This window comes from Streptomyces sp. NPDC058576 (assembly GCF_042718715.1).
Classification (GTDB): Bacteria; Actinomycetota; Actinomycetes; order Streptomycetales; family Streptomycetaceae; genus Streptomyces.
Genome location: NZ_JBHXPF010000051.1, coordinates 1 through 19,314 on the forward strand (window position 1 = coordinate 1; position 19,314 = coordinate 19,314).

Sequence of the window (19,314 nt, forward strand, 5' to 3'; positions counted from 1 at the left end):
TCAATCGCCGGAGGGGCTTGGTTTCCCCTGGAAGGGCTTGATGGGCCGCCGCAGGCGCAGGCTGCGGGCGCACCCCGGTTGGCGTGCGTCACACGCGTAGGCGGTTACGCGGGTCCCCCCGCCCCGCCTATCGTCGACCCATGTTCGCCGCCTACGCAGCCCGCATCGACCCCGACCAGCCCCTCGACGGCCTGGAGCTGGGCGATCGCCCGGCCCCCGAGGCGCGTCCCGGGTGGAGCACCGTCACCGTCCGGGCCGCCTCCCTCAACCACCACGACCTCTGGTCCCTCCGGGGCGTCGGCCTCTCGCAGGACCGGCTGCCGATGATCCTCGGCTGCGACGCGGCCGGCGTCGACGAGGACGGCAACGAGGTCGTCCTGCACTCCGTCATCGGGCAGTCCGGGCACGGCGTCGGCCCGAAGGAGCCGCGCTCCATCCTCACCGAGCGCTACCAGGGCACCTTCGCCGAACAGGTCTCCGTCCCCACCTGGAACGTGCTGCCCAAGCCGAAGGAGCTCAGCTTCGAGGAGGCCGCCTGCTTGCCGACCGCCTGGCTCACCGCGTACCGGATGCTGTTCACCAACGCCGGGGTGCGGCCCGGTGACTCGGTGCTCGTCCAGGGCGCCGGCGGCGGGGTCGCCACCGCCGCGATCGTGCTCGGGAAGGCCGCCGGGCTGCGGGTCTTCGCCACCAGCCGGGACAAGGCCAAGCGTGAGCGGGCGGTCGAACTCGGCGCGCTGGAGGCGTACGAGCCCGGCGCCCGGCTGCCGCAGCGGGTGGACGCCGTCATCGAGACCGTGGGGGCCGCCACCTGGTCCCACTCCGTGAAGTCGCTCCGCCCCGGTGGCACCCTCGTCATCTCCGGGGCCACCAGCGGCGACCGGCCGACGCACGCCGAGCTGACCCGGATCTTCTTCCTGGAGCTGAAGGTCGTCGGCTCCACCATGGGGTCCAAGGACGAGTTGGAGGACCTGCTCGCGTTCTGCGCCACCACCGGCGTGCGGCCGGTCATCGACGAGGTGCTGCCGCTGGACCGCGCCCGGGAGGGGTTCCGGCGGCTGGAGTCGGGCGATCTCTTCGGGAAGATCGTGCTCACACCGACCTCCTAGATCCACCAAGAACTCGTCGGTAACGCATACTTGAACAAGTGTCAGCTTTGCTGATGGGATGCCGCTCATGCGAATGGGCAGAGCACTCATGGCAGTTGTCGTCGCGTCCGTGCTCGCGGCGGGGGCCCTCGCTCCCGCCGCCTCGGCGCACCCCGCGTCCGTCCAGGCCGCCGACCCGTCGACGTACGAACGTTCCATCCCGTCCCTGACCGACGACCGGGGCCGCACTCTCACCCTGCGCGGCTGGAACGTCGAGGACAAGGCGAACCGCGGCGAGGACGCCCTCACCGCCATCACCGAACGGCACTTCCGCGATCTGCGCGCGAACGGCTTCAACTTCGCCCGGCTGCTGGTCTTCTGGGACGATCTGGAGCCCACGCGCGGCCGGTACAGCGAGCGCTACCTCCGGCGCGTCGAACGCATCCTGGACTGGGCGCGCGAACACCGCGTCCATGTCCTCATCGACGCCCACCAGGACGTCTTCGGTCCCGCGTTCGGGCACCGGGGCATCCCGGAATGGGCCACCAGGACCGATGGGCTCCCGTTCACCCCCAACCCCGACGACTGGTTCTCCGAGTACTTCCAGCCCGCCGTCCAGCGGGCCTTCACCCACCTCTACGAGGACCCCGACCTCCAGCGCGCCCAGGCCGCCATGTGGCAGGTCCTCGCCGCACGCTTCGGCCACCACCCGGCCGTCATCGGCTACGACCTGATCAACGAGCCGATGGGGGAGCTGCGCGAGGGCGAGGACCTGCCGACCGCCGCCCGCCGGATCGAGGCCCAGCACCTCACCCCGATGTACAACCGGCTCGCCCGCGCCGTCCGGGCCAAGGACCGCGACACCTGGCTCTTCGTCGAGCCCACCCCCATCGTCGGCGAGGGGGTGCCCACGGGGCTCGGCCGCATCGAGGACCGGCGGACCGTGTACGCCCCGCACTTCTACAACACCGCCATGGAGGCGGGCGCGGACTACGACCCGGAGGCGGGCTGGATCGAGGCGTACGAGGCCGCCGTCACCGCCTATCCGGCCCGGTACCGGATGCCGGTCGTGGTCGGCGAGTGGGGGCCGCTGAACAACGCCCTCCCCGCCATGGGCCGCTTCTACCGCGACGCCGTCGACTCGCTGAACCGCTACGGCTCCGGCTGGGCGGGGTACGTCTGGTGCTACGGCGGGGGCTACTGCGCCGTCGACGAGCGGGGCCGCTTCCGTACGAACAAGGAGCTGACGGCGACCCCGTACGCCCCGGCCGTCGCGGGCGCCGTCCGCTCCGACACGTACGACGCGGACACCCGCACCTACCGCCTCGCCTACCGGGCCTTCGCCCGCCCCGGCGTCACCGAGCTGTCCCTGCCGCCCTCCGCCCGGGGCTGGCGGGTCACCGTCACCGGCCCGGCGCGCGTCCTCGGCAAGCCGTCGCGCGGGGGGTGGCCCGTCGTGCTGGCGTGGCCCGGGGCCGAGGTGGTGGTGACCGTGCGGGAAGCTGGCCCGCATGGACGAACTGACCACCCCTGAGGGGTTTCTGCTGCGCCCGTGGCTGCCCGACGACGCCCCGGCGGTGCTGCGCGCCTTCGCCCCGGCCGAGATGGACCGCCAGACGGACCGGCCCGTGGGCGACCGGTCCGGGGCGCTGGCCTGGATCGCGGACCGCGCGCGGGAGCGGGGGGCGCGCACCGGCTACTCCTGGGCCGTCGTGGGGGAGGAGGGGGAGGCGCTCGGCTGCGTGGCCGTCAACGTCGTCAACCGGACCCATGACAGCGGCTGGGTCTCCTACTGGACCACGCCAAAGGCGCGCGGCCGGGGCGTCGCTCCGGCCGGCGTGCGGGCGCTCGCGCGCTGGGCCTTCGACGAGCTCGGGCTGTACCGGCTGGAGCTGGGCCACCGCACCGACAACCAGGCCTCCTGCCGGGTCGCGACCCGGTCGGGATTCGCGCCCGAGGGCATCGAGCGGGCCAAGCTGCGGTACGGCGACGTCCGGTACGACGTCGAGCGGCACGCGCGCCTGGCCGACGACGACGTCAACTTTGATTGACGGAAGGGTCATGTCAATGTAAGTTGACATCATGACCGAAGCAACGGATCTGGCCGCACGCGCCGGTGACCGCGACCCGCGCGTCGGGCTGCGGGCGGTGGCCGCGCTGCGGCGGCTGCTGGAGCAGCTCGAAGCCGTACAAGTCAGAAGCGCCCGTGTTCAGGGCTGGTCGTGGCAGGAGATCGCCGCCGAGCTGGGCGTCAGCCGGCAGGCCGTGCACAAGAAGTACGGGAGGCGTTGATGTTCGAGCGATTCACCCGAGGGGCCCGCGCCACCGTGAAGGGCGCGGTGGCCCACGCCGAGCGGGCCGGGGCCGACGCGGTCACCGAGGAACACCTGCTGCTCGCGCTGCTGGAACAGGACGGCGGCCGGGCCGCGTTCGCCGTCGCCGCCCTCGGCCTCCAGGACCGCCGCGCCTCGCTGGACGCCGCCTTCGCCGAGGCCCGCCGGCGCGGCGGCCTGACCAGGGCCGACACCGACGCGCTCGCCGGCATCGGGATCGACATCGGCGCGATCGTGTCCCGGGTCGAAGGGGCCCACGGCGAGGGGGCCCTGGACCGCGGCCGCGGCAACCGCCGGTGGTGGTGGTCCGGGCACCGCCCCTTCACCTCGGGTGCGAAGACGGTCCTGGAGAACTCGCTACGGGTCGCCCTGGGGCGCGGCGACCGGTCCATCGGCGAGGAGCACCTGCTCCTGGCCCTCACGGCGAAGCCGGGGGTCGTCGCCGACGTCCTCGCCGAGCACGGAGCGACCTACGCGGCCGTACAGCGCGCGCTGTACGGCCGTGACGCCGACGGGGGCCAGGGGCACGCCCAGGCCGGGTGAGTGGTGGGGTGGTGCTCCCGCACCACCCCACCCACCCTCAGGCCTTCTCGCCGTCCTCGTCCTCCGTCGTCAGCAGCGCCTCGATCCGCGCCGTCGCCGCGCCCAGGTGGCGGCGGGCCTCCCCGAGCCGGGTCTCCGTCACCCCGTGGTCGCGGGCCGCGTCCCGGATGCCGTCGCGGAAACGGTCCAGCAGCCGGTCCAGATCGCGCGCCGGGTCGCCCGTCGGCGGCACGTCCTGCCCCCAGTCCGCACCGGGATCCGGGTCCTGGACGGGCGGGGCGGCCTCCGGCTCGGGCTTGCCGAACGGGGGCCAGGCACCGGACCGGGCGAAGCCGCCGAGCTGGCCGGTGATCTCCGCGAGGCCTTCCCGTACCCCGGAGGGCCAGTCGCCCCGGGCGAAGTGCTCCTGCACCTGCCGGGCGGCGGTCTGCATCTGCTCGCGCGCCTTGTCCTGGGCCTCCTTGGCCTGGCGGCGGGCCTGCTGCGCGTCCTCGCGGGCGCGCCGGGACTCGTCCTTCGCCCGGCGGGCCTGCTCCTTCCACTCCTGCTTGGCCCGGCGCAGCTCCTCCTTGGCCGTGCGCCACGCCTCGCTGTCGCCGAGGTCGCCCAGATTGCCGAAGTCCCCGAAGTCGCCGAAGGGGGAGGACGGGGCGCCCTTGCTCCGGCCCGTGCGGCTCTCGGCCCCCGTCGCCGTGCCGTGCCGGGACTCCGACGCCGCCGCCCGCATGTCGCTGCGGAGCCGGCCCGCCGCGCCCCGCACGTCGTCGCGTATCTCGGCGGCCAGCTCGGAGACCGAGTCGCGGATCTCCAGCTCCAGGTCGGCCAGTTCGGCGCTGCGGCCCGCCAGCTCCTCGCGTCCGGCGTCGGTGATCGAGTACACCTTGCGGCCGCCCTCGGTGGCATGGGTGACCAGGCCCTCGGCCTCCAGTTTGGCCAGCCGCGGGTAGACCGTGCCGGCGGACGGGGCGTACAGGCCCTGGAAGCGCTCCTCCAGCAGGCGGATGACCTCGTAGCCGTGGCGGGGAGCCTCGTCCAGGAGCTTGAGGAGATAGAGGCGCAGGCGGCCGTGGGCGAATACGGGGGGCATGTCAGAGAACCTTTCCGGTCGGCTCGGCGGCGTACGCGTCGTCCTCGGCGGGCGGCCTGCGCAGGAGGGCGATCGAACCGGAGACGGTCGTCGCCCGCAGGGTCCCCGTTCCGGCGCCCAGCGTGCCGGTGATCTTCTTCGCGCCCCACTGCCCGCCGACCCGCAGGTCCTCGAAGGCGTTGGAGACGGCCCCGCTCGCGGTGTTCGCCTCGACCTTCGCGTCCGCCGGGTGCGGCAGCCGGATCGCGATCTCGCCGGACACCGTGGTCAGCCGGATGTCCGTGGGCCTCCCGGACGGGTCGACGTCCAGCACCATGTCACCGCTGACCGACTCGGCCCGGACCGAGGCCCCCGCCCCGTCGATCACCGTCAGATCCCCGGCCACGGACTGGAAGCGCAGGTCCCCCGTGACGCTCTGGGCCTCCAGGCTGCCCGACACGGACTCCCCGCGCACCGCGCCGGTCAGCCCGACGAGCGTGGAGTCCCCGGTGATCCCGCGGACCTCGGTGCGGCCGCTGATGCCGGAGACGACGGCCCCGGCGCCGATCACGCCGACCTCGACCGAGGAGGCGGCGGGCACGACGAGCGAGACGACGGCGCTGCGACGGCGGCCCTTGGGGTCGAACCAGCGCAGGAAGTCCTGCCAGGGCAGGTCCTCGTAGGCCACGGTGAGCCGGCCGTCCTCCTGGGTCACGATCAGCGGCGGGCCCTCGATCGCGGAGATCTCCAGCCGGGCGTCCGGCTCATCGGTCCCGACCACGTTGACCGTGCCGTCGACGATGCGCACCTGGAGCGCCGCCACCGGATCGTCGAAGGAGAGCTTCCGCGGCTCATCGATGGTCCATGTCGACACAGGCATGGATGTGACCTCCCGGAAGGCGTGGCAACGCAACATATCGCGTCTCGTTCAGAACACGATATATCGCGGATGGGTGAAGTCAAGGGCCGCCGGGCCCCCGCGGTGGTCAGCCTCCTGCCCGCAAAGCGATCAAACGTGTGCAAATTGCCCTAGCGTGTGAGCCATGAACGCGACATCCACCGGGGCCCTCCTGCTGTGCCGGGCCGACCCCGAGACCGTACGGCCGCTCGCCCACCTGCTGCGCGAGCAGATGCTGCTGGTCCGCGCGGGCGAGGAGTGGAGCGTGCTCGTCCCGGAGGGGAAGCCCTGGCGGACCGGGGGCGCCGAGCAGGACGCCGAGCCGGTCGACCGGGTCCTCGGCGGCTGGGCCACCGCGCTCGCCGTCGGCTCCACCTGGCCGGTGCTCGCCCTGTGGTGGGACGCCGACCGGGCCGGATACACCCTCGCCGCCGGGTTCCGCCGGCCCGTGGGCTACGTGTGGCTGACCGACGGCACCCCGGTGGGCGAGGACGAGGCGACGCGCACCTTCGCCGCCCGGCTCGGCCTCGACCCGGTGCTGGACGTGCAGGCACTGGAGGAGCTGACCCGCCCCGATCCGGAGGCGAACGCCGAGGCCCGGCTGCGCGGCCTGCTCGCCGTCCTCACCCGCACCGGACTGACGCTGCCCGCCGGGCTCTCACCGGGCGAGAGCGCCGACCGGCTGCGCAGCGTCGCGGCCGTGCAGCGCGAGGTGGAGCGCGTCGAGTGGTCCGGCTGGCGCGATGCCGTACGGGTCGAACTGGACGCGGTCGAGAGCAGCCGGGTCGGCCCGTGGGTACGCGGCCCCCGCGCCCGGGCCGTCGCCGCCGTCCAGCTCGCGGCCGGACTCCCGCTCCTGCTGTGGGGCGCGCGACGCCGCAGCGGCGGCTGGGCGGCGGCCGGCGCGATGCTCCTCGCACAGGGCGCACTGGGATTCGCGTACGAGCGGGCCAGGGCCGGCGCGGACGCCTCCTAGCAACCCTGGGACCGGGAGTTACGCGTCCTCGTCGTCCTCGTCGTCCAGCCGGGCCAGCCAGGTCGCGAGGCGCTCCACGGGCACCTCGAAATCGGGGTTCAGATCGACGAACGTCCGCAGCTGCTCGGCGAGCCACTCGAAGGTGACCTCCTCCTCGCCGCGCCGCTTCTCCAGTTCCTCGATGCCACGGTCCGTGAAGTACATGCGGCCAGGATATCGGGGCCCGTACGCCCTCGGAAACGCCGGATACGCCGGGGACCCGGCCCCGCGACAAGCGCGGAACCGGGTCCCGGTGACGTACGAACAGCTGGTGGAGCTACCGGTCCTAGGCCTCGAAGACCTCGTTGACCAGCTGCGTCTGCTCCGCCTGGTGACGCTTGGCCGAGCCGACCGCCGGGGACGAGCCGTGCGGCCGCGAGATGCGGCGCAGGCGCTCGCCGTGCGGCACGTCCGAGCCGACCGCGAGGTCCAGGTGGTCGATCAGGTTGAGCGCGATGAACGGCCACGCACCCTGGTTCGCCGGCTCCTCCTGCGCCCAGAGGTACTTCTCGGCGTTCGGGTACTTCGCGATCTCGGCCTGGATCTCCGCACCCGGCAGCGGGTACAGCCGCTCCAGCCGGATGATCGCCGTCTCCGTGTCGCCGCGCTTGACCCGCTCGGCGTCCAGGTCGTAGTACAGCTTGCCGGAGACGAAGACGACCTTGCGGACGTCCTCTGCCTTGACCGACGCGTCGCCGATCACCGGGCGGAAGCCGCCGGTGGTGAACTCCTCGATGGACGAGGCCGCCGCCTTCAGACGCAGCATCGACTTCGGGGTGAAGACGATGAGCGGCTTGTGGTGCGGGTTGTGCACCTGCCAGCGCAGCAGGTGGAAGTAGTTCGACGGCAGGGTCGGCATCGCGACCGTCATGTTGTCCTGCGCGCACATCTGGAGGAAGCGCTCCGGGCGGGCGGAGCTGTGGTCCGGGCCCTGGCCCTCGTAGCCGTGCGGCAGCAGCAGCGTGACGCCGGAGGTCTGGCCCCACTTCTGCTCGGCCGAGGAGATGAACTCGTCCACGACGGTCTGCGCGCCGTTGACGAAGTCACCGAACTGGGCCTCCCAGATGACCAGCGACTCCGGACGGGCCAGCGAGTAGCCGTACTCGAAGCCCATCGCCGCGTACTCCGAGAGCAGCGAGTCGTAGACGTTGTACCGGGCCTGGTCGTCGGCCAGGTACAGCAGCGGGGTGTAGTCCTCGCCGGTGACCTGGTCGACCAGGACCGCGTGGCGCTGGCCGAACGTGCCGCGGCGGGTGTCCTGACCGGCGAGCCGGACCGGGGTGCCCTCCATCAGCAGCGAACCGATGGCCAGGGTCTCGCCCATGCCCCAGTCGATCGTGGCGTTCTCCACCGAGGCCGCGCGACGCTGCATCTGCGGCATCAGGCGGGGGTGGACGGTGATCGACTCGGGGATGTTGACCTGCGACTCGGCGATCCGCTTGACGACCTCCGCGGAGACGGCCGTCTCCACGGCCACCGGGAACGCGGCCTGCGGCTCCGGGACGTGCGGGGCGGCCGGCTGCGACGTGGCCTCGCGGACCTCGGCGAACACCTTCTCCAGCTGACCCTGGAAGTCCTGGAGCGCCTGCTCCGCCTCTTCCAGCGTGATGTCGCCGCGACCGATGAGGGACTCGGTGTAGAGCTTGCGCACCGAGCGCTTCTTGTCGATCAGGGTGTACATCTGCGGGTTGGTGAACTCCGGGTTGTCGCCCTCGTTGTGACCGCGGCGGCGGTAGCAGATGAGGTCGATCACGACGTCCTTGTTGAACGCCTGCCGGAACTCGAAGGCGAGCCGCGCGACGCGGACCACGGCCTCCGGGTCGTCGCCGTTGACGTGGATGATCGGCGCCTCGATCATGCGCGCCACGTCGGTGGCGTACATCGAGGAGCGCGAGGACTCCGGGGCGGCGGTGAAGCCGACCTGGTTGTTGATCACCACGTGCACGGTGCCGCCGGTGCGGTAGCCGCGCAGCTGCGACATGTTGAGCGTCTCGGCGACGACGCCCTGGCCCGCGAAGGCCGCGTCGCCGTGGAGCGCGACCGGCAGGACCGTGAAGTCCGTGCCGCCCTTGTTGATGATGTCCTGCTTGGCGCGGGCGATGCCCTCCAGGACCGGGTCGACCGCCTCCAGGTGCGAGGGGTTGGCGGCCAGCGAGACCTTGATCTGCTCGCCGTCCAGACCGGTGAAGGTGCCCTCGGCGCCCAGGTGGTACTTGACGTCGCCGGAGCCGTGCATCGAGCGCGGGTCGAGGTTGCCCTCGAACTCGCGGAAGATCTGGGCGTACGACTTGCCGACGATGTTCGCCAGCACGTTCAGCCGGCCGCGGTGGGCCATGCCGATAACGACCTCGTCGAGGCGGGCCTCGGCGGCGGAGTCGAGGACGGCGTCGAGCAGCGGGATGACGGACTCGCCGCCCTCCAGCGAGAACCGCTTCTGGCCGACGTACTTCGTCTGCAGGAACGTCTCGAACGCCTCGGCCGCGTTCAGCCGGCGCAGGATGCGCAGCTGCTCCTCGCGCTCGGGCTTCGGGCGCGGGCGCTCGACCCGGTCCTGGAGCCACTTGCGCTGCTTCGGGTCCTGGATGTGCATGAACTCGATGCCGGTGGTGCGGCAGTACGACTCACGCAGCACGCCGAGGATGTCGCGGAGCTTCATCATCGTCTTGCCGGCGAAACCGCCGACCGCGAAGTCCCGCTCCAGGTCCCACAGGGTGAGGCCGTGCTCGGTGATGTCCAGGTCGGGGTGCTTGCGCTGGTGGTACTCCAGCGGGTCGGTGTCGGCCATGACGTGGCCGCGGACCCGGTAGGAGTGGATCAGCTCGAAGACCCGCGCGGCCTTGGTGACGTCGTCGTCGTGCGAGGCGTCGATGTCCTTGAGCCAGCGGACCGGCTCGTAGGGGATGCGCAGCGCCTTGAAGATCTCGTCGTAGAACTCGTTCTCGCCGAGCAGCAGCTGGGACAGGACGCGGAGGAACTCGCCGGAGGCGGCGCCCTGGATGACCCGGTGGTCGTAGGTCGACGTGAGCGTCATGACCTTCGAGATGCCGAGCTTGTTGAGGGTGTCCTGCGAGGTGCCCTGGAACTCCGCCGGGTAGTCCATCGCGCCGACGCCCATGATGAGGCCCTGACCGGGCATCAGGCGGGGCACCGAGTGGACGGTGCCGATGCCGCCGGGGTTGGTCAGCGAGGCGGTGACGCCGGAGAAGTCGTCCATGCCGAGCTTGCCGATGCGGGCGCGCCGGACGATGTCCTCGTACGCCTGCCAGAACTCGAAGAAGTTGAGCGTCTCGGCCTTCTTGATGGCCGCGACGACCAGCTGGCGGTCGCCGTTCGGCTTCACCAGGTCGATGGCCAGACCCAGGTTGACGTGCTCCGGCTTGACCAGGGTCGGCTTGCCGTCCTTCGTGGCGAAGGAGTAGTTCATCGACGGCATGGCCTTGAGGGCCTGCACCATCGCGTACCCGATGAGGTGCGTGAAGGAGATCTTCCCGCCGCGGGCGCGCTTGAGGTGGTTGTTGATGACGATGCGGTTGTCGAAGAGCAGCTTCACCGGGACCGCGCGGACGGACGTGGCCGTCGGCAGCTCCAGCGAGGCGTTCATGTTCTTCGCGACGGCGGCCGAGGGGCCGCGCAGCGTCACGTACTCCGGGCCGGCCGGGGCCTCGGTGGCCTCGTCCGCGGGCTTCGCCTCGGCGGGCGCGGTCTTCGCCGGAGCGGGGGCGGCCTTGGCCGGGGCCGGCTGCGCGGGGGCGGCCGGAGCGGCGGCGGGCGCCGCCTTCGCCGGAGCCGGAGCGGGCGCGGCCGGTGCGGCGGCCTCGGTCACCGGGGCCCCCGAGGCCCCGGCGCCGGGAACGGGCTTGTCCGCCGTGCCGGAGGCACCCGGCTTGTAGTCGGCGAAGAAGTCCCACCAGGCGCGATCGACCGAACTGGGGTCCTGGAGGTACTGCTGGTAGATCTCGTCGACGAGCCATTCATTGGCGCCGAAAGCCGCGGCCGGGTTGGTGCCCGGGCTGGCTTGGTCGGTCGAGATGCTCGAGTTACTGGGGGACTGAGACGACACGGCGGCAACCGCCCTCTTCCGCTTCACAAGGTGATGGACAGCGGAAATCAAGGCTACGCCCCCCGAACCGTTCCTTGCAGGCCGGGCCGGTGCTTCGTCGTGCACATCACATCGAAGGGCGGGTTTCGGCGCAGGAAATGGCGGGAAACAAGCGAGGTTCCACTGCACTTCGGGTACGCAGGACCGGGGAGACGATCCTGCGACCGCATCCCCTTGAGGTCCCTTGCTGGCTGGACACTGATGAACGTGCCCTTCCGGTTCGACCCTATGCCAACCGGGCCGTCAACCGCGCTGCTCGGGGATTCCCGGGAGAGTGACCTGGATCCGGCAACCCCGAGCGGATTCGGCCACTCCGATCCGGCCGCCGTGCAGATCGACCGCCCACCGGGCGATGGCCAGCCCCAGCCCCGTACCGCCGTCGCTGCCCGGACCGTGCGGGGACGGCGCCTGGCCCCGGTTGAAGCGCTCGAACACCCGGTGGCGCTCCGCCTCCGGGATGCCGGGCCCCTCGTCCATGACCTCCAGCTCCAGCGACTCGGGGTACGCCCCGCGCCGGGCCAGCACCGTCACCCGGCCGTGCGGCGGGCTGTGCTTGACCGCGTTGTCGATGAGGTTGGCGACCACCTGGTGCAGCCGCTCCGCGTCCGCGTGCGCGGTGAGCTCCGGGGGCGAGACGTCCAGGTGCAGGTGGACGTCCGTACGGGAGTGATTGCCCGAACCCGACGACAGGCGTCGCTGGGAGGCGGCGAGATTGGCCTCTTTCAGTACGCCCGACAGGTACGGCCACACCTCGAAACGGCGGGCCTTGAGTGCGACGACCCCGTTGTCCAGGCGCGACAGGTCCAGCAGCGTCTCGACCAGCCGGCCGAGCCGCTCCGTCTGTTTCAGCGCGGTGCGCATCGTCTCGGGATCGGCGGCGGACACCCCGTCCACCACGTTCTCCAGCACGGCTCTCAGCGCCGCGATGGGGGTGCGCAGCTCATGGCTGACATTGGCGACCAGCTCTTTTCGATGCCGGTCCTCCGCCTCCAGATCGTCCGCCATGCGGTTGATCGTCTGCGCCAGGTCGCCCAGCTCGTCCCGCCGCCCGGCGCCGCTCACCCGGCGGGTGTAGTCGCCGTGCGAGATCGACCGGGCCACCGCTCTCATCTCGTCCAGCGGCGCGGTCAGACCGTGCGCCACGAACTGGGTGATCAGCAGCGTGGCGATCACCGAGAACACGGTGATGAACTGGAACTCCGTCCGGGTCCGCAGGGCGACGATCAGCAGCCCGGTCGTGATGAACACCGAGACCACGACGAGCGTGCCCAGCTTGGCCTTGATGGAGAAGGGCCGCATCCCGGGCCCTGGCCAGGTCATGGCGCCGGAGTCTCCAGGGCGTAACCCACGCCGTGCACGGTACGGATCCGCTCCGCGCCGATCTTCCGGCGCAGCGCCTTGATGTGGCTGTCGACCGTACGGGTGCCCGAGGCGTCCGCCCAGTCCCACACCTCGGCCAGCAACTGCTCCCGGGAGAGCACCGCGCGCGGGGTGTTGGCGAGGCAGACCAGCAGGTCGAACTCGGTCGGCGTGAGATGGACGTCCTCGGCGCGCACCCGGACCCGGCGCTGCGCGTGGTCGATCTCCAGCTCGCCCAGACGCAGTATCCCGCTGCGCGGGGTCACGGCGGCCAGCGCGGCCCGCTCCACCCGGCGCAGCAGCACGTGCACCCGGGCGGCCAGCTCCCGCATGGAGAACGGCTTGGTCATGTAGTCGTCGGCGCCGACCCCGAGCCCGACCAGCATGTCGGTCTCGTCGTCGCGTGCGGTGAGCATCAGCACCGGCACCGGACGCGCCGCCTGCACCCGACGGCAGACCTCCAGGCCGTCGAAGCCCGGGAGCATGATGTCGAGCACCATCAGGTCGGGCTGCCAGGCCTCTGCCGCGTCTACGGCCGCGGGGCCGTCCAGCGCGGTCTGCACGAGGAAGCCCTCCGCCCGCAGCCGGGCGGAAATGGCGTCGACGATCGTGGCGTCGTCCTCGACCACCAGCACCCGGCGCTGAGCCCCCGGGGTGGCCGCGACGCCGTTGTGGGTGGTGTGTGTCTGTTCCATCGCCCCGCCCCTGCCCGTTCTCGCGGGAGCCATTCCCCCGCGAGGCACGGTCTTCGCTCGTGGATTTCGTGAGTGATCCCGTGTGCCGGTCAGCAGCGTAAAGGCAGCGGAGTGCTCCCGGCTACGCAGGGTGTTGCCCCGAAGGCGCGAGTTGCCGCCGGGCGGGCGGCCGGATCGTCGGCCTTGTGCCGGTTGGACCGTGCCACCGCCGGGCCGTGCATACCGGGAGGGGGGTTCAGAGGGCCCGCAGTGCGAGATGGACCACGTCGGGCACACCTCGGGCAACGGCCACTTCTTCCGTCCTAACCCCGCTGAACCCGGCATTCCGCAATGCCCGTTCGAAGGCGGGCGACGGCTGCGCGGACCAGACGGCGAGGACTCCGCCCGGGGTCAGGCGGTCGTGGCAGGACGCCAGACCGGCGGGGGAGTAGAGGCTCCCGTTGCCCTCCGTGACGGTCCAGTCGGGCCCGTTGTCGATGTCCAGGCACAGTGCGTCGTAACGCTCCGTGGTGGTACGGAGGTGGGCCACCAGGTCCGCGTGCAGGATCCCGGTCCGGGGATCGGCCAGCGCCGGCCCGGAGATCCGGTCCAGCGGCCCGGCGAGGTGCCAGTCCACGATCGCCTGCTCCCGCTCCACGACCGTGATCCGCCCCCAGCGCCCCTCGTTGGCGGCCCGCACCAGGGAGAACCCGACGCCCAGACCGCCGATGAGCACCGAGGGGCCGGTCCGCCCGGCAGGCAGCGCGGTCAGCGCGGCGTCGATCAGCAGCCGCTCGGAGCGCCCGTCGGAGGTGTCCATCAGGAAGCAGCCGTTGGCGATGATCTCGAAGTGCTCCCCGCGCTCCCGCAGCACGACCTCACCGAACGGGCCCTCGCGGCGGTCGAGGACGACGGGGGTGTCGGGCAGGCGGGTCGGCAGCGATTCCATCGGTTCGGGGGCGGCCTTCGCGAGCATGATGTGGCTCTCCGGTCTCCGGTCGTAGCAGTCGGTGTCCGACCATCCTGTCCGCCGCCCGCGATCGAGGCCAGTGTGTTTCCGCTCCGGGGGAAGGGAACAACGGTCCGCTCCGTGGCGCTCCCCTACGTGCGGGGCCCGCCCGGCGGGAGGGGCGCGACGCCCGGTCCGCAGGGGCCGCGCCACCTGATCGCTCAGAGCGAACAGCGGCTGGGGAACATTCGGCGACTCACGAGCATTGAGCCCACATAGCTCAACTTACCTGCCGAAGGGGAGATCATGACTAACGAGTCCGAGGCGTTCACACCGATCGACCTGCCCGTGCTGCCGCTCGACGACGAGGTCGTCCTGCCCGGCATGGTGGTGCCGCTGGACCTGTCCGACACCGAGGTGCGCGCCGCCGTCGAGGCCGCGCAGGCCGCCGCCCGCCCCGGCGGCGGCAAGCCCCAGGTGCTGCTGGTCCCGCGGATCGACGGCACCTACACGGGGACCGGTGTCCTCGGCACCGTCGAGCAGGTCGGACGCCTGTCGGACGGCGATCCGGGCGCTCTCATCCGGGCCCGTGACCGGGTCAGGATCGGCGCCGGGACCAGCGGTCCCGGCCGGGCGCTCTGGGTCGAGGGGACCGTGCTGGAGACGGCCGCCCCCGACCCGCTCCCCGGATCCGCCGCCGAGCTGGTCAAGGAGTACAAGGCACTCGCCACCAGCTGGCTGAAGAAGCGCGGCGCCTGGCAGGTGGTGGACCGGGTCCAGCAGATCGACGACCTCTCCGCGCTCGCCGACAACTCCGGATACTCGCCGTTCCTCACCACCGCCCAGAAGGTCCAGCTCCTGGAGACCGTGGACCCGGTCGCCCGGCTGAAGCTCGCCATCCAGTGGCTGAGCGAGCACCTCGCCGAGCAGGACGTGGCCGAGTCCATCGCCAAGGACGTCCAGGACGGCGTCGACAAGCAGCAGCGCGAGTTCCTGCTGCGCCGCCAGCTCGACGCCGTACGCAAGGAGCTGTCCGAGCTCAACGGCGACCCGGACGACGCGTCCGACGACTACCGGGCCCGCGTCGAGGCCGCCGACCTGCCCGAGCACGTCCGCGAGGCCGCGCTCAAGGAGGTCGAGAAGCTGGAGCGCTCCAGCGACCAGTCGCCCGAGGGCTCCTGGATCCGTACCTGGCTGGACACCGTCCTCGAACTGCCCTGGACCGAGCGGACCGAGGACGCCTACGACATCCGCGGCGCCCGGGAGATCCTGGACGCCGAGCACGCCGGTCTGGCCGATGTGAAGGAACGCATCACCGAGTACCTCGCGGTGCGCAAGCGCCGTGCCGACCGCGGGCTCGGCGTCGTCGGCGGCCGTCGCGGTGGCGCCGTCCTCGCCCTCGTCGGGCCGCCCGGCGTCGGCAAGACGTCGCTCGGCGAGTCCGTCGCGCACGCCATGGGCCGCGAGTTCGTCCGCGTCGCGCTCGGCGGCGTCCGGGACGAGGCGGAGATCCGCGGCCACCGGCGTACGTACGTCGGCGCGCTCCCCGGACGCATCGTGCGGGCCATCAAGGAGGCCGGTTCGATGAACCCGGTCGTCCTGCTCGACGAAATCGACAAGGTCGGCTCCGACTTCAGGGGCGACCCGGCCGCCGCCCTCCTCGAAGTCCTCGACCCGGCGCAGAACCACACCTTCCGCGACCACTACCTGGAGGTCGAGCTCGACCTCAGCGACGTCGTCTTCCTGGCCACCGCCAACGTGCTCGAAGCCATCCCGGAGGCCCTGCTCGACCGGATGGAGCTGGTCAGGCTGGACGGCTACACCGAGGACGAGAAGGTCGTCATCGCCCGGGACCACCTGCTCCCGCGCCAGCTGGAGCGGGCCGGACTGGAGAAGGACGAGGTCGCCCTGGAGGAGTCGGCGCTGCGCAAGCTGGCTGGCGAGTACACCCGCGAGGCGGGCGTGCGGAATCTGGAGCGGTCGGTCGCCAGGCTGCTCCGCAAGGTCGCGGCCCAGCACGAACTGGGCGACCGCGAGCTGCCGTTCACGGTGACCGACGCGGACCTGCGCGGCCTGATCGGGCGTCCGCACCACGTGCCCGAGTCCGCCCAGGACCCGGCCGGGCGCCGTACCGCGGTGCCGGGCGTGGCCACCGGGCTCGCGGTGACCGGGGCGGGCGGTGACGTCCTCTTCGTCGAGGCGTCGCTCGCCGACCCGGAGACCGGGGCGTCCGGACTGACCCTGACCGGTCAGCTCGGCGACGTCATGAAGGAGTCGGCGCAGATCGCGCTGAGCTTCCTGCGGTCGCACGGCGCGGAGCTGGAGCTTCCGGTCGCCGACCTCAAGGACCGGGGCGTGCACATCCACTTCCCGGCGGGCGCGGTTCCCAAGGACGGCCCGAGCGCCGGCATCACGCTGACGACGGCCCTCGCCTCGCTGCTCTCCGGACGCCTGGTCCGTACGGATGTGGCGATGACCGGAGAGGTGTCGCTGACCGGACGGGTGCTGCCGATCGGCGGCCTCAAGCAGAAGCTGCTGGCCGCCCACCGGGCGGGCATCACCACCGTGGTGATCCCCCAGCGCAACGAGGCCGATCTGGACGACGTCCCGGCCGAGGTGCTGGAGAAGCTGGACGTCCACCCGGTCACCGACGTCCGCCAGGTGCTGGAGATCGCCCTCAGCCCGGCTTCGGCCAGGACCGGCGGCAGGGCCGGGGACAAGATCCCGGCCGCGGCCTGAGCACCACGCTGTGACGGACGCGGTGACAGGTGCGCGACCGGTACGGACGGCCCGCTTCCCGAGTCAACGGGGGCGGGCCGTTCCGCATGCCGTGATGGCCGGCCGGGGCGCTCAGGGGCGGTAGATCGTGCCCGGCCGCGGCTCGGCGGGAGCCATCAGCTCGGGGACGGTCACGAAGGTGTAGCCGTCCTTCTGGAGCGCGTCGATGATCCCGGGCACGGCGGGAACGGTGCCTTTGTAGATGTCGTGCAGCAGGATGACGCCGTCCTTGCTCGCCTGGTCCAGGATCCGCTTCTTGATCAGCGCGGAGTCGTTCGTCGAGTAGTCCTTGGCGGTGGCGCTCCACAGCACCTGGGAAAGCCCCAGGTCCTCGGCTATCTCCGAGACCGTGTCGTCGGTCCGGCCCTGCGGCGGCCGCATCAGCCGGGGCTTCTTGCCGGTGATCTTCTCGATGGCCAGCTGCGTCTTCTCCAGCTCGGCGCGTATCTCGTCCGGCTTCCGGTCGGTCAGGATCTCGTGCGTCCAGGTGTGGTTGGCGACCTCGTGGCCCTCGTCCTCGATGCGCTGCACCACCTCGGGGTGCTTGACGACGTGGTGCTTGCCGAGCAGGAAGAAGGTGGCGTGCACCTTCTTCTCCTTGAGGATGTCGAGCAGCCTCGGTGTGTCCTCGCCCGGGCCCGCGTCGAAGGTCAGGGCGATGCACTTGGCCTTGCGGCAGTCCGCGGGCCCGAACGCGCCCTTGGCGTCGGACGCCGCCTCCCCGCGTGCCGAGCCGGGGGCGGTCGTGTCCATCGAGCAGCCGCCCAGCGTCAGTGTGAGCGCCGTCACCAGCGCCGTGGCCAACCCCCGTCTCGACAACGGCATCTTTCCGGGCACGACACATCACTCCTCTGTGCGGGAAATCCGCACAGGCGTGCGGTACGCCGATGACTATACATAGTGCGTATACATCGAGTGCATAGTGGGGTTCGAGGCGCCGGGAAGCCCGGGATCCGGGGCCGGGCTGCCGCCGTCGGCCCACTCCTGCGAAATACTGGCCGAGCTGCGGCGTCGACCGGTCGCGGAGGAAGCTTTCATCGGCAGGAAACCGTACGAGGGGTACTGACGTGCGCGGGAACGACAGCGAGCCGGAGCCGGGCACCCCGGACGCACAGGGCGTCGACCACGAGTTTCTGGCGCTGGAGCGTGAGCTGGCCGTGTTCCTGCGCCGGGCGCGCGCCAGCTCGGGCGAGATGGCCCGGGAGGTCCACCCGGAACTGGAGCCCGCCGCCTACGGCCTGCTCGTCCGCCTGGAGGCGGCGGGCCGGCAGCGGGCCACCGAGCTGGCCGCCTACTTCGGCGTCGGCAAGGCCACCATGAGCCGCCAGCTGCACTCCCTGGAGAACCTCGGACTGGTGGCCCGCGAACCCGACCCGGCCGACGGGCGCGCCTGGCTCGTCCACCTCACCGACGACGGTCTGGCCCGCTTCCGCAGCGTCCGGGACGCCCGCCGCGGGCGCTACGTGCGCAAGCTGGCCGACTGGGACCGGGCCGAGGTCGCCGAGCTGGCCCGGCTCCTGCACCAGCTGAACGCCCGCGCCGAGAGCTGACCCGGCGCCGAATCCGGGTCAGCCTTCCCCGGTCAGTCCAGCTCCACCAGGAGCGCCGTGGCGTCGTCGTGCGTCTTGCCGCGCCCCAGTCGTACGCGCCCCGCCTCCGCGTCGGCGAGCTCCAGCTCCCGCACCCGGTCGATCAGCCCCTGCGGCCCCGCCTTCCGCAGCAGCCCCAGCGCGCCCGCCCAGTCGCCCTCGCCGAACACCTCCGTCCAGCGAGCCGCGCCGTCCGTGAGCGCGGCGAAGGCCCGTACGCCGGCCGCCGGGATGCTGCCCGTCACCGCCCGCGAGGCCACCGACGGGTCGGCGGCGGCCGTGAAGAAGCCGCCCTCCTTGTTGCGCACCGTGGCATCGGCGATCTCGTTCGAGGCGAGCGAGCCCGGCGGGAGCCGGTTCAGCCGGTCGTCGAGGACCGCCCGGACCGCGCTGTCGCGGGACTCCAGCAACAGGACCGAGTCGGACAGCACCAGGTACTCGATCCGGTGTTCGCTCCAACGCGCCAGGGCCACCGTCGCCTGAGGCGTACGCACGTGAGAAAGGTCACAGGTGACCCGATGGGCGTCGGCTGTACGGGAGATGGCCGCGGCCAGGATCTCCGTCAGGGTCAGGTCGGGGCGGGAACCGGACAGTTCCACCAGCGCGCCGCCCAGCCGTGCGGTGAACCACGGGACCGAGTGCACACAACCGTCGTCCCCCCGCGGCGGCGTGACGCCGTCGAGCAGGACCAGCGCACCGCCCTGGCCGGACGCGGGAAGGGTCCCGGAGGCCCAGTCCTCGTTGGGGCGTTCGGGGCTGCCGGGCGCGGTGGCGAGTTCGATGCGCATGCCGCCAGTCTGCACGAGCCCTTCACCAGCCCCGCACGCGACCGGACAGGGCCCTCACCAGCAGGTCAACGCGGGCGAGCCAGGCGGAAGGACCGGCTCCGAACCACGTGCGGGCGGGCATCCTGCCAAAGGCGG

17 protein-coding genes are annotated in these 19,314 nt (G+C 71.9%); 8 read left to right on the forward strand and 9 right to left on the reverse strand.

All coding sequences use genetic code 11. The features are described from left to right. The first annotated feature begins 140 nt into the window (after nt 1–140). The 5 genes from ACFWRV_RS28080 to ACFWRV_RS28100 all read left to right on the forward strand — a co-directional run bounded on the left by ACFWRV_RS28080 (nt 141) and on the right by ACFWRV_RS28100 (nt 3,964). Nucleotides 141–1,109 carry a zinc-binding dehydrogenase gene (locus ACFWRV_RS28080; protein ID WP_384338521.1) on the forward strand — a complete coding sequence of 323 codons (969 nt, stop codon included), beginning with the start codon at nt 141–143 and terminating at the stop codon, nt 1,107–1,109. Nucleotides 1,110–1,197: 88 nt separating this feature from the next. Continuing rightward, nucleotides 1,198–2,622 (forward strand): cellulase family glycosylhydrolase, encoded by a 1,425-nt coding sequence (locus tag ACFWRV_RS28085; protein ID WP_384338522.1) that lies wholly within the window; start codon nt 1,198–1,200, stop codon nt 2,620–2,622. Then, nucleotides 2,600–3,139: a GNAT family N-acetyltransferase gene (locus tag ACFWRV_RS28090; RefSeq protein ID WP_384338523.1), complete on the forward strand. Its 540-nt coding sequence runs from the start codon at nt 2,600–2,602 to the stop codon at nt 3,137–3,139. Before ACFWRV_RS28085 ends, ACFWRV_RS28090 begins: the two co-directional genes overlap by 23 nt. 31 nt (nt 3,140–3,170) lie before the next feature. Further along, nucleotides 3,171–3,380, forward strand: coding sequence for a sigma factor-like helix-turn-helix DNA-binding protein (locus ACFWRV_RS28095; protein ID WP_006127526.1), 210 nt, complete (start codon nt 3,171–3,173; stop codon nt 3,378–3,380). Further along, on the forward strand, nt 3,380–3,964 hold the full coding sequence (locus tag ACFWRV_RS28100; RefSeq protein WP_384338524.1) for a Clp protease N-terminal domain-containing protein: 585 nt from the start codon (nt 3,380–3,382) through the stop codon (nt 3,962–3,964). Before ACFWRV_RS28095 ends, ACFWRV_RS28100 begins: the two co-directional genes overlap by 1 nt. A 37-nt stretch (nt 3,965–4,001) precedes the next feature. On the opposite strand, the gene ACFWRV_RS28105 is transcribed toward ACFWRV_RS28100, so the two are convergent. Together ACFWRV_RS28105 and ACFWRV_RS28110 are read right to left on the reverse strand one after the other, a co-directional pair. After that, nucleotides 4,002–5,051: a helix-turn-helix transcriptional regulator gene (locus tag ACFWRV_RS28105; protein ID WP_384338525.1), complete on the reverse strand. Its 1,050-nt coding sequence runs from the start codon at nt 5,049–5,051 to the stop codon at nt 4,002–4,004. 1 nt (nt 5,052) lies between these two features. Then, the gene (locus ACFWRV_RS28110) at nt 5,053–5,910 is read right to left on the reverse strand and encodes a DUF4097 domain-containing protein (protein ID WP_384338526.1); all 858 of its coding nucleotides are present in this window, start codon (nt 5,908–5,910) and stop codon (nt 5,053–5,055) included. Between the two features lie 163 nt (nt 5,911–6,073). Between ACFWRV_RS28110 and ACFWRV_RS28115 the strand changes: the two genes are divergently transcribed. Then, entirely contained in the window at nt 6,074–6,904 is an 831-nt protein-coding gene (locus tag ACFWRV_RS28115) for a hypothetical protein (RefSeq protein ID WP_384338527.1), read from the forward strand. Between the two features lie 18 nt (nt 6,905–6,922). On the opposite strand, the gene ACFWRV_RS28120 is transcribed toward ACFWRV_RS28115, so the two are convergent. From ACFWRV_RS28120 to ACFWRV_RS28140, 5 genes are all read right to left on the reverse strand, one after another. Next, complete coding sequence (locus tag ACFWRV_RS28120) at nt 6,923–7,108, reverse strand: DUF6104 family protein (RefSeq protein WP_003966321.1); 186 nt, start codon at nt 7,106–7,108, stop codon at nt 6,923–6,925. A gap of 121 nt (nt 7,109–7,229) precedes the next feature. Beyond that, nucleotides 7,230–11,003 (reverse strand): multifunctional oxoglutarate decarboxylase/oxoglutarate dehydrogenase thiamine pyrophosphate-binding subunit/dihydrolipoyllysine-residue succinyltransferase subunit, encoded by a 3,774-nt coding sequence (locus ACFWRV_RS28125; RefSeq protein WP_384338528.1) that lies wholly within the window; start codon nt 11,001–11,003, stop codon nt 7,230–7,232. Nucleotides 11,004–11,285: 282 nt separating this feature from the next. After that, nucleotides 11,286–12,362 carry a HAMP domain-containing sensor histidine kinase gene (locus tag ACFWRV_RS28130; RefSeq protein ID WP_137233469.1) on the reverse strand — a complete coding sequence of 359 codons (1,077 nt, stop codon included), beginning with the start codon at nt 12,360–12,362 and terminating at the stop codon, nt 11,286–11,288. Continuing rightward, complete coding sequence (locus tag ACFWRV_RS28135; protein ID WP_006127534.1) at nt 12,359–13,096, reverse strand: response regulator transcription factor; 738 nt, start codon at nt 13,094–13,096, stop codon at nt 12,359–12,361. The genes ACFWRV_RS28130 and ACFWRV_RS28135 overlap by 4 nt, the downstream gene beginning before the upstream one ends. A gap of 235 nt (nt 13,097–13,331) precedes the next feature. Then, the gene (locus ACFWRV_RS28140; protein ID WP_384338529.1) at nt 13,332–14,051 is read right to left on the reverse strand and encodes a spermidine synthase; all 720 of its coding nucleotides are present in this window, start codon (nt 14,049–14,051) and stop codon (nt 13,332–13,334) included. Nucleotides 14,052–14,330: 279 nt separating this feature from the next. Between ACFWRV_RS28140 and lon the strand changes: the two genes are divergently transcribed. After that, the gene (gene lon / locus ACFWRV_RS28145; RefSeq protein WP_384338530.1) at nt 14,331–16,763 is read left to right on the forward strand and encodes an endopeptidase La; all 2,433 of its coding nucleotides are present in this window, start codon (nt 14,331–14,333) and stop codon (nt 16,761–16,763) included. Between the two features lie 111 nt (nt 16,764–16,874). On the opposite strand, the gene ACFWRV_RS28150 is transcribed toward lon, so the two are convergent. After that, nucleotides 16,875–17,627, reverse strand: coding sequence for a polysaccharide deacetylase family protein (locus ACFWRV_RS28150; protein WP_384338557.1), 753 nt, complete (start codon nt 17,625–17,627; stop codon nt 16,875–16,877). 242 nt (nt 17,628–17,869) lie between these two features. Here ACFWRV_RS28150 and ACFWRV_RS28155 point away from each other — a divergent pair, with 242 nt between their 5' ends. After that, nucleotides 17,870–18,352, forward strand: a complete 483-nt coding sequence (locus ACFWRV_RS28155) for a MarR family winged helix-turn-helix transcriptional regulator (protein ID WP_384338531.1) — start codon at nt 17,870–17,872, stop codon at nt 18,350–18,352. 32 nt (nt 18,353–18,384) lie between these two features. Here ACFWRV_RS28155 and ACFWRV_RS28160 read toward each other — a convergent pair whose 3' ends face one another. Further along, a complete protein-coding gene (locus ACFWRV_RS28160) occupies nt 18,385–19,179 on the reverse strand; it encodes a hypothetical protein (protein WP_384338532.1) in 795 nt (264 codons plus the stop codon). Nucleotides 19,180–19,314 lie beyond the last annotated feature (135 nt).